We start from the raw sequence: 15,138 nt of genomic DNA on the forward strand, positions 1-15,138 counted from the left end.
GTTCGGATCCAATTGAGGGAACAATACACCGCCGCCTCAATGGTCATATCAGCAGTCAAAACGCACTGCTTACATTCTCTGGATTCCAGTCACCGCAGGCTTCCCGACCGAAGAAGCCTGTTTTGGCGACTTTTGCAGAACCTTAGGCGGGGAACAATTGAAAAATCGCCATTCCTGCCAGTTTCTGCACAATCTGAGCGATTTTAGCGCCCTGAACCCCAACAGATGCTTAACGCCACTCGTTAACCTTCAGGTACGAACAACAAATAAGCCGCTTTTGTGGCAAAGAGCACCAAAATATGGAGAGGCAGTCAAACTGCCTCCCCAAAATTACTTGGCTTCTTCAGTGCCTGCGTCGCGCGATTCGATCACCTTATCGATCAAACCGAACTCGAGAGCTTCCTGTGCGGTCATGAAATGATCGCGATCAAGGGTACGCTCAATCGTCTCATAATCGCGACCGGTGTGCTTGACGTAGGTTTCGTTCAGACGGCGCTTCATCTTGATGATGTCCTGCGCATGACGCTCGATATCCGACGCCTGCCCCTGGAAGCCACCCGAAGGCTGGTGAACCATGATGCGGGCATTTGGCAACGCATAACGCTGGCCAGTAGCGCCTGCAGTCAGAAGCAGCGAGCCCATGGAAGCAGCCTGGCCCATGCAGAGCGTGGAAACAGGAGGCTTGATGAACTGCATCGTGTCGTAGATCGCCATGCCGGACGTAACAACGCCACCTGGCGAATTGATGTACATGTTGATCTCTTTCTTCGGGTTTTCAGACTCGAGGAAGAGCAACTGCGCGCAAATCAGCATCGACATGCCATCTTCGACAGGACCGTTGACGAAGATGATGCGTTCTTTCAGCAAGCGCGAGAAGATATCATAGGCCCGCTCGCCACGGTTGGTCTGCTCGACCACCATCGGCACGAGGTTCATGACGGTTTCAATGGGATCTCTCATAATGGGCCTCTGCATATTTATGGCGAATATGAATCGTACGGATGTTCCATACATAGGGCTTTGCAGCCCTGTTCCGCAAGATGCCGATCAATCCCAGTCGGAATCCTGTTCGACAGGCTTAATGCCGCGTTTCTCATCGAGCATTTTGCGTGCCGTTTCAGTCAGGCGTGCCTGAATACGAACAGAGCCATCTTCCAGATCTTCGCGCTTCACGTCGCTGCCATGCTGGTACATCCAGTCGAGGATACGAAGCTCCGACGGAGAAAGCACAACATCAACAGTACCAAGCGCGCCTGCAATGCGGGTCTCGATCAAAGAAAGCAACCTGTCAACGCCTTCTCCGGTCCAAGCTGAAAGCGGGATCGGACGTCCCTCCTCGCTGCCTGCAGCAGCCAGACGGGAAGCCGCTTCACGGCCAGCTTCGTCCAGATTGTCGATCTTGTTCCATATCTGGATCACGCGCTTATGATCATGCGGCTCGACGTCGAGACCAGCCAGAATGCTTTCGACATCCTCAGCCTGTGCTGCATTGTCGGGATCGGAAATGTCGCGCACATGCAGAATCAGATCGGCCTCAACCACTTCTTCCAGTGTCGCACGGAATGCAGCAACCAGATGGTGCGGAAGGTTCGAAATGAAACCCACAGTATCCGACAGAATAACCGTCTCGCCATGCGGCAAACGAATACGACGCAATGTCGGGTCGAGCGTGGCAAACAGCATATCTTCCGCCAGCACATCCGCGCCCGTCATACGATTGAACAGCGTTGATTTGCCCGCATTCGTATAACCAACGAGCGCGACAACCGGATGCGGCACCTTGCGGCGCTTCTGCCGGTGCAGCGTACGCGTACGCACAACCGTTTCAAGCTCGCGCTTGATCTTCAAAATCTTGTCTTGAAGCATACGTCTGTCGGCTTCGATCTGCGTTTCACCCGGACCACCGAGGAAGCCGCTACCGCCGCGCTGACGCTCAAGGTGGGTCCAGCTTCGTACCAGACGGCCCTTCTGATAGTTCAGATGCGCAAGCTCAACCTGCAACGCACCTTCCTTGGTGCGCGCTCTCTCGCCGAAAATCTCGAGAATGAGGCCGGTACGGTCAATAACCTTGACGTTCCACTCTTTTTCAAGATTGCGCTGCTGCACAGGCGTCAGCGCATGATCAACGATAACAAGACCAATCGCCTTTTCTTTGACTACTTCAGCAACAGCCTCAACCTTGCCGGTTCCCAGAAGGGTCGCAGGCCTCGGCTGATTGACGATCACGTTTTCGGCATGGGCAATTTCAAGATTGATCGCACGCGCAAGACCGACGGCTTCTTCCAGCCGCGCTTCATTGGAGCGCTGGAACTGGGGTCTCTCGCCTTCTTCACTTGCAGTGCTTGTATTGTGCCGCTCTGGCAAAATTGGAACGATAACCGCCGCTCTTGTGGGTTCTGGTTCAGACACACCAAATCCCTTGTTTTCATCGGCAGGCGATACGTTCTTACCCTTGAATTTCGACAAATAAACTTACTCCGGGATACGGAAACGAACTATCCAGCAGATAGGTCTCCGCACTTGCGGTTTCAAACAGAAGACGCCCCGGCTAATCAAATCATGATCCATATTGCCCAAATCGGGCGTGGATCGGAATCGAAAAAACTGGAGCGGTGTGACAGTTTCAAGAGATCACCACGCTCCAGCATAAAACTGGTCAGTTATAAACTGATAAGCGTCAGACTTCCTCACCCTCGAACATCTGTACCGGCTGGCTCGGCATGATGGTCGAAATTGCATGCTTGTAAACAAGCTGCGAATGACCATCGCGACGCAGCAATACGCAGAAATTGTCAAAGGACGTCACGATACCCGTGAGCTTCACGCCATTAATAAGGAAGATGGTCAGTGAAATTTTCTGCTTGCGTACAGAATTGAGGAAAAGGTCTTGAAGATTTTGCGATCGTTCAGCCATTGTTTTTATTCCTTTAATCGATCAGCAGTTTGTTCGTTTAATGCCAGACGAACACGCGCACACACATAAATCAAGCACCCGGATTGCGCAAAGCCTGGCACTGATCGCAATTGCTGTGGAAAGACAACTGCTTCGCTCTTTAGCTTCGGTTAACAGGATGGGAATCTTTGCGCAACCAGCAAATTCAAATGCAGGTAAGCAATTCTTTCTAGGCACCAACGGATGAGCACTGATTTTGCTCGAAAGAAAGTGGCTCACCAAGCAGCGGTCTCACGCGGTCAATTGCCCACATATAGAAGCTTCCCGGTTGCATCGAGACGACTTCCTTATGCTTCTTATGGATATGAAAGCCAATGAAATCAGGATGTTTGGTAGGTTCAATCCCATAAGCCGGATCGTAAATCCGCGTCGCTTCCTTACCGACCCAGTAATAGAAATTCTCCTGCGGAGCTGCATTTCTGAAGATGCCATACTTGCGCGCCAGCCGGGATATGCCGTCATTTCCAAAAATAGTGATTCCAATGGCGGCGGGCGTAACTTCCTTACCGATCACGCGATAATAAAGCGGGCGCAGCTTTCCACGTCGCAATCCAAGCCAACGCGGCAACGGATAGCTGGCAGCCACATAAGCTTCAAATTCGCGGATAATCGGATGGTCATGCGGCAGATAAAGCGCGGATACGCCAACACGGAAGCGATTCTCGCGCGCGAGATATGGCTTTGACGGGTCGGGGTGAAACTGCTTGAGCAGGTAAACATCCGTATCGAGCCACACACCCTGCTTATGCTTCATCAGCATTATACGGAAAATATCGCTGAACTGAACGATCGTCGTCCGGCTGTGGAAATTCGGATAGCCGGGATCAAGACGCTTAAACACCAACTCAGGCAGAATGCTGCTGGCATCGTGCAGTTCGACGCCCGCTGGCACGTTCTCGATAGGCGCGTATGAAAACAGCTTCACACGCTGACCGGTCATCACCATCGATGCCAGACAGATGCGATCAACATCGCGCAGCCGCGGCCCATACCAGAAAGTGCAGATATCCATGAATGACACCGAGGAAGAAGAACTGCGGCATCATATAAAGATCAGCTAATAAAATAGATACATCAAATTGCTAGCTAGAAGAACTCGAGGCTTACGCGGAACATTTGCTCCACATGCTTGATAGCATCGGCGGTCGCAAAGATCACAACACGGTCTTTCGGCTTGATGCGAACATTGCCATTGGGCTGGATAACCTGACCGTCGCGATAGATTGCGCCGATTCGCAGGCCTTCCGGCAGATCGAGATCGCGCAGAGGCGCACCGACCAGCGACGACGTCTCAAGCGCTTCCGCCTCAATGATTTCCGCCATGTCCCGATAGACACTATAGACGGCACGGATACGACCACGCCGGACATGCTGCAATATCTTCGATACGGTAACGGCTTTCGGATTGATATAGGCGTCAATCCCCACCATGTGGGTAAAATCCTGATACGCAACCGTATTGATCAAAGCCATATTGGCCTTACAGCCAAGGCGCTTGGCCATGATACTGGAGAGGATATTGACCTGATCCTGATTGGTCAGCGCCACAAAAAGATCGGCGTCCTCGATATCGGCTTCCTGCAAAAGTGCCTGGTCAAGCGCACTGCCATGCAGAACCATGGTCCGGTTGAGCTGGTCGGCAATCGCGAAGGCGCGCTCGTGCTCGCTCTCGATCATCTTGATGCGCGTCTGCCACTTACGCTCTTCAATTGCCTTGGCGACATAAAGCCCGATATTACCACCGCCTGCGATAACAATACGATGCGCTTCCGGCTTCTCATGCCCGAACAATGACAGCGTTCTGCGGACCTGCTCACGGGTCGTGACGACATAGGCAAGATCACCGGCATGTAGTTGATCGTTGGAGCGTGGAATAAACAGGCTACCATTGCGCACAACGCCCACGACTGTCGCAGCCAGTCCAGGAAAAAGGTCGGACAGCTGTTTCAGCGGCGTATTGATAACCGGGCATTCTTCCAGACATTCGATGGCGAGACCGATGATCTTATCATCGGCAAATCGCAGCACATCGGTCGCGCCCTGTAAGGCGATGCGCCGCAAAACCACTTCACCGACCTCAAGCTCCGGCGAGATAATCACATCAATGGGCAGGTTTTCGCGCAGGAACAGGTCCTGATATTCAGCTTTGAGATAAGACTGTGCGCGAATGCGGGCAATCTTGGTCGGCACATTGAAAACCGAATGCGCCACCTGACAGGCCACCATGTTGACTTCGTCAGACAGCGTCACCGCAATAATCATATCGGCTTCGTTGGCACCGGCGGCCGCGAGCACATCTGGTTGCGAGCCATGGCCGACGAAGCCACGCACATCCAGCGTGTCACGGACAATCTCGATATGGCGCGCGGACGTATCAATGACGGAGACGTCATTTTCTTCGGCAGCAAGCCGCTCGGCAATACCATAGCCGACCTGCCCTGCTCCGCATACGATTACACGCATATCATCCCGCCTACTTGAATATTAAACGCCGAGCGACTTCAGCTTGCGATGCAATGCCGAGCGTTCCATGCCGACAAATTCAGCCGTACGCGAGATATTGCCACCAAAGCGATTGATCTGCGCGATGAGATATTCCTTCTCGAAACGCTCGCGCGCCTCACGCAACGGCAATGCCATGATGTGCTGATCGGATTCAGTCGGCGCGCGCGGCAGCGTGTCGCCAATTTCTGCAGGCAGAAGATCAGCGGTTACAGGTGCTTCCGGATCATCGCCACGCGCCAGAATCATCAGGCGTTCAACATTGTTGCGCAGCTGGCGAATATTGCCCGGCCAGCTATGCGCCTGCAGAACTGCCATGGCGTCAGATCCGATTTTGCGCGGCTTGATACCGGCTTGTTCGGCAATCTGAGTCATGAAATATTCGACCAGCGATGGAATGTCTTCGCGGCGCGCTGCAAGCGGTGGCACATGCACAGGCACCACAGAAAGGCGATGGAAAAGGTCTTCGCGGAAAGTACCCTCGGCAATCATGCCTTCAAGGTTCTGTGCCGTAGAGGAAATGATGCGGACATCCACCTTTACGCGCTTGGTTCCGCCAACGCGTTCAAACTGCTGATCGACGAGAACGCGTAAAATCTTGTTCTGCGTTTCGCGCGGCATGTCGGCGACTTCATCAAGATAAAGAATGCCGCCATGCGCTTCTTCAAGCGCACCGACCTTGCGTTCACCACCATCCATTTCAGTGCCGAAAAGCTCAATTTCCATACGCTCTGGCGTAATGGTTGCAGCATTGACGGTCACGAATGGGCCATTGGCGCGGCTCGATTGCGCATGAATGGCGCGTGCCGCGAGTTCTTTACCTGCACCCGAAGGGCCGGTAATCATGATGCGGCTATTGGTTGGTGCAACGCGCTCGATAGTCTGGCGCAGCTGGTTGATCGCAAGTGACGCGCCAATGAGTTCCATACTGTTGCCGCCGCGCTTGCGCAGATTTGAAACCTCACGCTTCAGCTTCGACGTTTCCAGCGCACGTTCGGCAACCAGAATGAGACGATCCGCCTTGAACGGCTTTTCAATGAAATCATAAGCACCGCGACGGATCGCAGACACAGCCGTTTCAATATTGCCGTGACCGGAAATCATCACCACTGGCAGATCGGGATGCTGCTTCTTGATTTCATCGAGCAGCGCAAGACCATCAAGGCGGCTGCCCTGCAACCAGATATCGAGAAACACCAAACGTGGCACGCGATCATCAATCGCCGCAAGCGCACTATCGGCATCAAAGGCTGTGCGGGTTTCATAGCCTTCGTCGCTGAGGATACCTGCAACGAGTTCCCGAATATCCGCTTCGTCATCAACTACAAGAATATCGGCTGCCATATCAGTTCACCTGTCCAATTATCTCGTTTCCGGGATTTCCCTCTTCCACACCGGATGGACCGGCGGAAACCTCAGGAAAGATCATACGTATCATTGCGCCACGTCCTCCGTGGAAATCTGCTGGCGCATCATGCAATTCCAAATGTCCACCATGGTCTTCCACGATCTTGCGGACGATCGCGAGGCCAAGACCCGTGCCTTTTTCTCGCGTCGTCATATAAGGCTCCAGGAGCTTCTGACGATCATCACCCGGCAGACCTTTGCCGTTATCGATGACATCGACGATCAGGTTCCCGTCCGCCTTCATTGAGCGCACAAGAATATGCCCCTCGCCGCGCTCTTCCTTGGGAACAGCATCAATTGCTTCACTGGCATTCTTGATGACGTTGCCAAATGCCTGACCGAGCAAGCGGCTATCAAACGAACCAATCAGCTTTTCAGAACCATATTCATTGGCGAACTGAATATCCTGACGGCTGACTTCAATGAGGAACGATGCTTCCCGCAGCGCCTCGCGCATATCCATGGCCTTCATTTCAGGCTTGGGCATACGCGCAAAAGCGGAGAATTCATCGACCATACGGCCAATATCGCCAACCTGACGAATGATCGTATCGGTGCATTGATCGAAGACTTCGCGATCCTCGGTAATCACTTTGCCATAACGACGACGAATGCGTTCAGCCGAAAGCTGGATCGGTGTGAGCGGGTTTTTGATCTCATGTGCAATGCGGCGCGCAACATCAGCCCATGCAGACGAACGCTGTGCCTGAACGAGATCGGTAATGTCATCAACGGTGACGACATAAGAGTGATCGTCGGATTCCGCATCCTCAACAGTTACCTGCACGTTGAAGGTACGCGCAACACCGCCACGAGTCATGCTGACCTGCTCGCGATGAACAGTGCGACCCGTCGTGCGGGCAACTTCAAAGGCCTGTCCGATTTCAGGAGCAATGCTGCTTAGGCTCTTGCCAATTGCATCCTCTGAGCTGACCCCGAACATATGCTCGGCAGAACGGTTGAGGATCGAAATCGAGCCATCCGTTTCGATGCCGATAACACCGGCTGTAACGCCTGAAAGCACGGCTTCGGAGAAGCGACGGCGTTCATCGATCTGGTCTTTGGCAGACAGAAGTTCGTTACGCTGGCTCTTAAGCTCGGCGACCATGTTGTTGAAGGTGCCCGAAAGCGCACCAACGTCACCATCCGACGAGCGTACCGGCACAGAAATATCGAGATTGCCAGCAGCCACATCATCAGCAGCACCAATCAGCAGCCTGATCGGGCGCACCAGACGGTCAGCAACGGCAATACCGGTCCAAATAGCCGACAACAGAACAATGAGAGTCAGACCAAAATAGAGAAGCGCAAAAGCGATCTGGGTCGGGATGCGCGTAGCATCCATCTCCTGATAGCGTTCTGTGTTGGCTTTCATCAGACGCATTGCGTCCAATATCTGCTGATCGATAGCCCGAACCGTATAAAGATACAGATCCGGTATTTCGCGCATCTTAATAACAGCGCCGACGAAGTTCAGATCACCCGGGGGGATGATAACCGGCTTACCGTCAGAGGCTGTTTGCAGAGCATCTTCGGTAGGCGGTGGAAGACGTGTTTCCACACCAGTTTCGCTTTTAACGATAACGGTGCCGTCTTCACGAACCAGAAATGCACCGAGCAGCCCGCGGCCGCCGGCTTGGAGCGTCATATAGCGAATGAACCCGCCCCTATCGAGACTGTAAAGCGTGCGTTGAGCATCCAGCTCCTGCAGCATCGAAAAAGACGTGCTCTGCAAGTTAAGTGCCGTGTCGCGGAGATAGGAGTCGGCCAAACTCTGCGACGAACTCACGATATCGCGTGTATTCGTATCAAACCACCGATCAAGTCCGAGATTAAGCGTCACGGAAGCGACAATTGCCACCACGATTGCCGGAACGGCCGCAATCAATGAGAACAGCGCGACGATGCGGACATGCAGACGAGAAGCTGCTTTTCCCGATCTGCGAGCCGATACGATACGGAAAATCTCGCGGCAAATCAGCAGGATAAGAAAAACAATTAGCGCAACATTGACGATAACCAACGCAATCGTCACGTTGCGATCAGGCGTGATTGGCGTGATACCGATGAGGATGGCAAAAGAAATTGACGCTGTAACCAGCGCCAACACAACGGTAATAATACCGGGCAATGCAAGAAGCCTGCGCCCCTCACCGCCTTGCGATGATCGCCCCACCTTATCCATATCCGTCGTCAGATTCGCTGTATTCATGTTAACCATGTTACCCAATAGCGTTGCATCTATGCAACGCATTGTGGCGAAAATGCAACGATTGTTTACAGCTTAGATAGGGTTTCGCGAAACTGTGAGCGGCTTATTGCCCATTTTCTTACTGCTTAGCACCCCGATAGATATTCACGCCAAGCTCTCTGATCTTCTTACGCAGCGTATTGCGATTAAGTCCGAGAATTTCTGCAGCCTTAATCTGGTTGCCCCGCGTTGCGGTCAGACAAGCAAGAATCAGCGGATATTCCAACTCCGCCAGCACGCGATGATAAAGCCCTGGTGGGGGCAAATCAGCACCAAACGATGCGAAGTATCGCTGCATATTCTGCTCAACCACCTGCGTTATGGTGATGTTTTCAATGTCGCCCGCAACCGCAATTGGAATATCAGGCTTTGAAAGCTCTGATTTCAACTCGGTCTCGATGATTTCCGGCGAAATCTCATCCTGCGGATAAAGTGCTGAAAGCCTGCGCACGAGATTTTCGAGTTCGCGCACGTTACCCGGCCACGGATAGCGACGCATCATTTCAATGCCAGCAGGCGTAATGCGCTTTTCAGGCAGGCCTTCTTCGGCAGCGCGCTTGAAGAAATGACGAACCAGATCAGGCACATCTTCGCTGCGCTCACGAAGCGGCGGCAAGCGCAGTGGCACGACATTCAGGCGATAATAAAGGTCTTCGCGGAACAGACCCTGTGCGATGAGCTGGCGCAAATCCTTGTTGGTTGCGGCCACGATGCGCACATCGGTCTTGATCGGCGTGCGGCCACCAACCGTCATATATTCGCCCTGCTGCAACACGCGCAGCAAGCGCGTTTGTGCTTCCATCGGCATGTCGCCGATTTCGTCAAGGAACAGCGTACCGCCATTGGCCTGCTCAAAACGTCCGCTGGAACGGTTCTGTGCGCCGGTAAAGGCACCCTTTTCATGACCAAACAGTTCGGATTCGATCAGATCGCGCGGAATTGCAGCCATATTGATGGCAACAAACGGTCCTTTGCGACGGCGACCATATTCATGTAGCGCGCGCGCAACCAGTTCCTTGCCTGTGCCCGACTCACCTGTGACCATCATGGTCAGGTCGGTTTGCATCATACGGGCCAAGACACGATAGATTTCCTGCATGGCGGGCGAACGGCCAACGAGCGGCATATTTTCTGCCTGCTCATCCTGCAACACGGCAGCTGGTTTATGCTTGGGCTCTGAAAGCGCACGACCAACAATATTGATGAGCTCTGTCAGATCGAACGGCTTTGGCAGATATTCATAAGCTCCCGCTTCCGAAGCCCGGATCGCGGTCATGAATGTATTTTGCGCGCTCATCACCACAATCGGCAGATCGGGGCGCATTTTCTTGATGCGTGGCAGCAGATCAAACGCATTTTCGTCTGGCATATTGACGTCGGTAATAACCAGATCGCCATCGCCAGCCGCCACCCAGCGCCACAGCGAGGTCGCGTTGGATGTAACCCGAACATCGTAGCCAGCACGCGAAAGTGCCTGATTAAGCACTGTGCGAATTGCAGCATCGTCATCCGCAACGAGAATCGTACCTGTCGGACGTCCGGCAATCATGCGTTATCTCCTGTCTTTGCAGACATGCTTGGGCTCTTGGAGCCCGTGTTATCAGCAGAACTTTTCCATGCAGGCATCAGAATGCGGAACGTAGTGCGCGATGGATGACTATCGCACTCGATCACACCGCCATGATCTCCAATGATTTTGGCCACAAGCGCTAGTCCGAGGCCCGACCCATTAGTCTTGGTCGTTACAAACGGATCAAACAGATGCGGCAGCATATCTTCCGGCACGCCCGGACCATTATCATGGACGCAAAACTCAAGTGGCAGCGCAACACGGTCACTGGCACCCGGCACTTGCAGGCGAATGCCCGGACGATAAGCCGTCGAGAGCGTGATCTCGGCACCTTCACGGTCGCCAAGCGCCTCAGCAGCATTTTTCACCAGATTGAGAAAAACCTGCACAAGCTGATCTCGATTGGCATAAACCGGCGGCAGCGATGGATCATATTCCTCGACAAAGCGGATATGCCGCGCAAAACCGTTTCGCGCCAACGTCTTCACATGATCCAGCACCGAATAGATATTGACCGCCGTGCGCTCGATAGGTCGCTCATCGGAAAACACTTCCATACGATCAACGAGCTTCACGATGCGGTCGGTTTCATCGGTAATCAACCGTGCCAATGCGCGGTCTTCATCACCAACCACCTGTTCAAGCAGTTGAGCGGCCCCGCGAATGCCTGAAAGCGGGTTTTTGATCTCATGCGCCAGCATGGAAGCAAGCCCCGTCACCGAACGTGCGGCCCCGCGATGGGTCATCTGGCGGTCAATCTTCTCCGCCATGGTCTTTTCTTTAAACAGAATAACCACAGCACCCGGCGTTTCGATGACCGGTGCCACGTAAAGATCGACAATGCGTTCGGCACCGAGTTTCGGCGATGAAATATCGACACGATACTCGTTCACCGGAACCTGAGCGGTGCGAACCTGATCGACAAGAGCAAGCAACGGACTGCCGAAAGGCAAAAAGGATTCAAGACGGTTACGCGCCAGAATGGACGAACCCGAGCGAAAAAACTGCTCCGCATCCATATTGGCATAAACAATATGATTGTCGGCGCTGACCATGATGACAGGCTGATTGATTGCATCCAGAATGATTGCTGGAATGCCGTTCGTTTCACCTCTAACGCCCATCATGCGACCTTTCTGTCTGCTTCACGCAGAAAAACGCGGGTCAATGCCGCGATAACCGCTTCCGGATCGATGAGCGTCATGATTTCAGCCTTGTCTGCGGGAGAAAATGCTTCGACTGCATGGCGATCCAGATACCAGCCAAGATGCTTTCTTGAATGGCGAATACCCGTCTTGCTGCCATAATGGTCGAGCATATCTTCGTAATGTCTTATAATATAAGAAAGAATGCCATCTTCCGACCGCGGTGCGAAATCGCTACCTGCGATCAAGCCTGCAAGCCAGGGCTGACCATAGGAAGCGCGTCCGACCATCACGGCATCAGCGCCTGAGCGACGCAGCAATTCTTCCGCATCCTCGCGTGACGACACATCGCCATTGGCGACAAGTGGAATCTTCACGACATCGCGTACCGCATGAATGGCGTCCCAGTCGGCTGTGCCTTCATAAAACTGGCAACGTGTGCGTCCATGAACCGTCACCATCGCAATACCCGCATCTTCGGCACGCTTTGCAAGCTCCGGTGCGTTGATACTGTTTTCGTCCCAGCCAAGACGCATTTTCAGCGTAACTGGCACTTTCACGGCATTAACGGTTGCTTCAACCAACGTCATGGCATGATCAAGATCGCGCATAAGGGCTGAACCCGAATAACCGCCTGTCACTTTCTTGGCAGGGCAGCCCATATTGATGTCGATAATATCCGCGCCCTCGCCCTCGGCGATGATGGCTGCTTCGCCCATCCAGTGCGCTTCGCGGCCTGCAAGCTGCACGACATGCGTGCCAAGCCCTTCGCCGGATAAGCGCAACATGCTTTCCCTATGGCGATTGCAGAGTTCAGCACTTGCCACCATTTCCGAAACAACCATGCCCGCACCAGCCTCGGCGGCGCGCTTTCGGAACGGAAGATCGGAAACGCCCGACATGGGCGCGAGAAATACGCGGTTTGGCAGTGTCACACCGCGTATATTCAGAGGTTGTTCAAGGGTAGTCACCACGAAATGCCCATTTGATGTGCATGATGCAATTAGCACACACTTTAATCATTCAATGCATTGAACGCAAGGAAAAGCGCGTAGCTGCGATGATAAATCGATTGCCGTCTGGCAATTATTTGCGCAAGGCATTATTCCGCATGTAACTAGATGAATCTTTTGGCGAAGGCGACCGACATTTCACGGGCAGCAGCAGTCATCGTAGCCGCAGGACGCGGCGAACGGGCGGGACAGAGCACTGAAGGGCCGAAGCAATATCGGCGGATCGGCGGCGAAGCAGTGCTTTCGCGCACGCTGCGCGCTTTTGCGCATTGCGCTGAGATCGATCAGATCATCGTGGTCATCCATGCCGATGATGCGGCGCTTTATGAGAATGCCATCACCGAATATTATGAGAATGTGCGCGTTGTCACCGGTGGTCCGACGCGCCAGGAATCCACGCGACTTGGATTGCTGGCGCTCAACAATAACGTCCCTGACTATGTCCTCATCCATGATGGTGTGCGTCCATTCATTGAGCAGGATTTGCTTGCACGCATATTCGACAATCTGACACCACAGGAAGGCGTGCTGCCTGCCCTTGCCGTTTCGGACACGCTGAAGCAATCGGCCAGTGATGGCACTGTTAGAACGACTGTCCCTCGTGCTGGTCTTTTTGCAGCACAGACGCCGCAGGCCTTTCCCTTTACCCCGATCCTGGACGCCCACGAAAAAGCTTATCTCAGCGGCCGGTCGGATTTTACCGACGATGCCTCGATTGCGGAAGCTTATGGACTTTCCGTGCGTATTATCGAGGGTTCGGCAGACAATACCAAACTCACATGGGCCAAAGATATTGAAATGGCCGACAAACGCTTGAGGCATGGCATGACTTCATTTCCAGATATCCGCACCGGCAATGGCTATGACGTTCACAGTTTCGAGCCGGGCGACCACGTCACGCTTTGCGGCGTGGCCATTCCGCACAACAGGAAACTGAACGGTCATTCGGATGCCGACGTGGCCCTCCACGCACTGACCGATGCCCTGCTTGCCACACGCGGCGCAGGCGATATTGGCACACATTTCCCGCCTTCCGATCCGCAGTGGAAGGGCGCAGCATCGCATATCTTCGTCGAACATGCGGTCAAGATCGTGCGTGAAGCCGGTGGTCGTATCGCCAACGCGGATGTGACGATCATCGCTGAAGAACCTAAGATTGGTCCGCATCGCCCCGCAATGATGGAAGCCATGGCCAATATGCTAGGCATTTCGCATGACCGTGTTTCCGTCAAAGCGACCACCAACGAGAAAATGGGCTTTGTTGGTCGCGGCGAAGGCATTGCTGCTATCGTTACGGCAACAGTCATCTATCCCGGTGAGGTTCCTGCCCATGAGGTTCCAGAATGACACTTGTTGCGCAAACCCAGGCCATCGACGTACTCAACGCTTGCCGCAAACACGGCATCATGATTGCGACAGCAGAATCCTGCACAGGCGGGCTTATCGCGGCAGCACTCACCGATATTGCGGGTTCATCCGATGTGGTGGATCGCGGCTTTGTAACCTACTCCAATGAAGCCAAGAATGAGATGATCGGCGTCCCGATGGAACTGATCAACCAGGTGGGTGCGGTTTCAAAAGAAGTGGCAATAGCTATGGCAGAAGGCGCGCTGAACAATTCACGCGCTGGCATCAGCATTGCCGTTACCGGTATTGCCGGCCCCGGTGGCGGGTCAGCAGAAAAGCCGGTCGGTCTCGTGCACATTGCCAGCGCGCGCAAAGGTTTTGCCACGCTACACAAAGAATGCCGTTTTGGTGAAAAGTCACGCGAAGACATTCGGCATCAAACCGTGCTTTCTGCGCTGGCACTGGTCCTTGAGGCGCTGAACTCTAAAGCCTAAGCCAGACCGTAAATTGCGTCAGCACGCTTCTCAAAGGCTTCTGAGAACTTGCGGAAAGCCAGATCGAACATTGATCCCATCAGCAGCCCAAGCGTGCGACTTTTGAATTCATAGTCGATGAAGAATTCGACGTCACATTCATAACCATCGCTAACCGGCTTAAATGTCCAGCGATTGTCGAGATAGCGGAACGGGCCATCGACATATTTCACGTCAATGACGTTTTCGTCCGGTTTCAGAAGCACCTGGCTGGTGAATGTCTCGCGGATCAGCTTATAGCCAACCGTCATGTCAGCGATCAGAAGCGTCTTGCCCTCCCGCTCCTTTCGGGAGCGAATTGAGAGTGCTTCGCACATCGGCAGGAATTGCGGATACTTTTCCACATCCGACACCAGGGCAAACATCTGGTCTGCCCTGTGATGAACGCGTCTGACATTCGTAAATTGCGGCATGCGA

The 15,138-nt window shown here is 53.6% G+C and carries 13 protein-coding genes; 2 read left to right on the forward strand and 11 right to left on the reverse strand.

The features are described 5' to 3' along the window. Positions 1-330: 330 nt before the first annotated feature. The 10 genes from clpP to dusB form a co-directional block, all read right to left on the reverse strand. Positions 331-960 carry an ATP-dependent Clp endopeptidase proteolytic subunit ClpP gene (clpP, locus tag KMS41_05550; protein QWK78689.1) on the reverse strand — a complete coding sequence of 210 codons (630 nt, stop codon included), beginning with the start codon at positions 958-960 and terminating at the stop codon, positions 331-333. 87 nt (positions 961-1,047) lie between these two features. Then, the gene (gene hflX, locus KMS41_05555; GenBank protein ID QWK78690.1) at positions 1,048-2,466 is read right to left on the reverse strand and encodes a GTPase HflX; all 1,419 of its coding nucleotides are present in this window, start codon (positions 2,464-2,466) and stop codon (positions 1,048-1,050) included. 211 nt (positions 2,467-2,677) lie between these two features. Next, positions 2,678-2,914 carry an RNA chaperone Hfq gene (gene hfq, locus KMS41_05560; GenBank protein QWK78691.1) on the reverse strand — a complete coding sequence of 79 codons (237 nt, stop codon included), beginning with the start codon at positions 2,912-2,914 and terminating at the stop codon, positions 2,678-2,680. A 208-nt stretch (positions 2,915-3,122) separates the two neighbouring features. Further along, positions 3,123-3,965 (reverse strand): capsular polysaccharide synthesis protein, encoded by an 843-nt coding sequence (locus tag KMS41_05565; GenBank protein ID QWK78692.1) that lies wholly within the window; start codon positions 3,963-3,965, stop codon positions 3,123-3,125. Positions 3,966-4,039: 74 nt separating this feature from the next. Further along, a complete protein-coding gene (trkA, locus tag KMS41_05570; GenBank protein QWK78693.1) occupies positions 4,040-5,416 on the reverse strand; it encodes a Trk system potassium transporter TrkA in 1,377 nt (458 codons plus the stop codon). Positions 5,417-5,437: 21 nt separating this feature from the next. Next, on the reverse strand, positions 5,438-6,799 hold the full coding sequence (locus KMS41_05575) for a sigma-54 dependent transcriptional regulator (protein QWK78694.1): 1,362 nt from the start codon (positions 6,797-6,799) through the stop codon (positions 5,438-5,440). A 1-nt stretch (position 6,800) separates the two neighbouring features. Further along, positions 6,801-9,116 carry a PAS domain-containing sensor histidine kinase gene (locus KMS41_05580; protein ID QWK78695.1) on the reverse strand — a complete coding sequence of 772 codons (2,316 nt, stop codon included), beginning with the start codon at positions 9,114-9,116 and terminating at the stop codon, positions 6,801-6,803. A gap of 76 nt (positions 9,117-9,192) precedes the next feature. After that, complete coding sequence (gene ntrC, locus KMS41_05585; GenBank protein ID QWK78696.1) at positions 9,193-10,662, reverse strand: nitrogen regulation protein NR(I); 1,470 nt, start codon at positions 10,660-10,662, stop codon at positions 9,193-9,195. After that, positions 10,659-11,807 carry a nitrogen regulation protein NR(II) gene (locus KMS41_05590; protein ID QWK78788.1) on the reverse strand — a complete coding sequence of 383 codons (1,149 nt, stop codon included), beginning with the start codon at positions 11,805-11,807 and terminating at the stop codon, positions 10,659-10,661. Before KMS41_05590 ends, ntrC begins: the two co-directional genes overlap by 4 nt. Continuing rightward, positions 11,807-12,799, reverse strand: a complete 993-nt coding sequence (dusB, locus tag KMS41_05595; GenBank protein QWK78789.1) for a tRNA dihydrouridine synthase DusB — start codon at positions 12,797-12,799, stop codon at positions 11,807-11,809. Before dusB ends, KMS41_05590 begins: the two co-directional genes overlap by 1 nt. A gap of 150 nt (positions 12,800-12,949) precedes the next feature. Here dusB and KMS41_05600 point away from each other — a divergent pair, with 150 nt between their 5' ends. Further along, positions 12,950-14,188: a bifunctional 2-C-methyl-D-erythritol 4-phosphate cytidylyltransferase/2-C-methyl-D-erythritol 2,4-cyclodiphosphate synthase gene (locus tag KMS41_05600; protein ID QWK78697.1), complete on the forward strand. Its 1,239-nt coding sequence runs from the start codon at positions 12,950-12,952 to the stop codon at positions 14,186-14,188. Beyond that, positions 14,185-14,682, forward strand: a complete 498-nt coding sequence (locus KMS41_05605; protein QWK78698.1) for a CinA family protein — start codon at positions 14,185-14,187, stop codon at positions 14,680-14,682. The genes KMS41_05600 and KMS41_05605 overlap by 4 nt, the downstream gene beginning before the upstream one ends. Here the strand turns inward: KMS41_05605 and KMS41_05610 are convergent. After that, positions 14,679-15,134 carry a type II toxin-antitoxin system RatA family toxin gene (locus KMS41_05610; GenBank protein ID QWK78699.1) on the reverse strand — a complete coding sequence of 152 codons (456 nt, stop codon included), beginning with the start codon at positions 15,132-15,134 and terminating at the stop codon, positions 14,679-14,681. The two genes, KMS41_05605 and KMS41_05610, sit on opposite strands and share 4 nt — an antisense overlap. Positions 15,135-15,138 lie beyond the last annotated feature (4 nt).

Origin of the sequence: Ochrobactrum sp. BTU1, assembly GCA_018798825.1 — a bacterium.
Classification (GTDB): domain Bacteria; phylum Pseudomonadota; class Alphaproteobacteria; order Rhizobiales; family Rhizobiaceae; genus Brucella.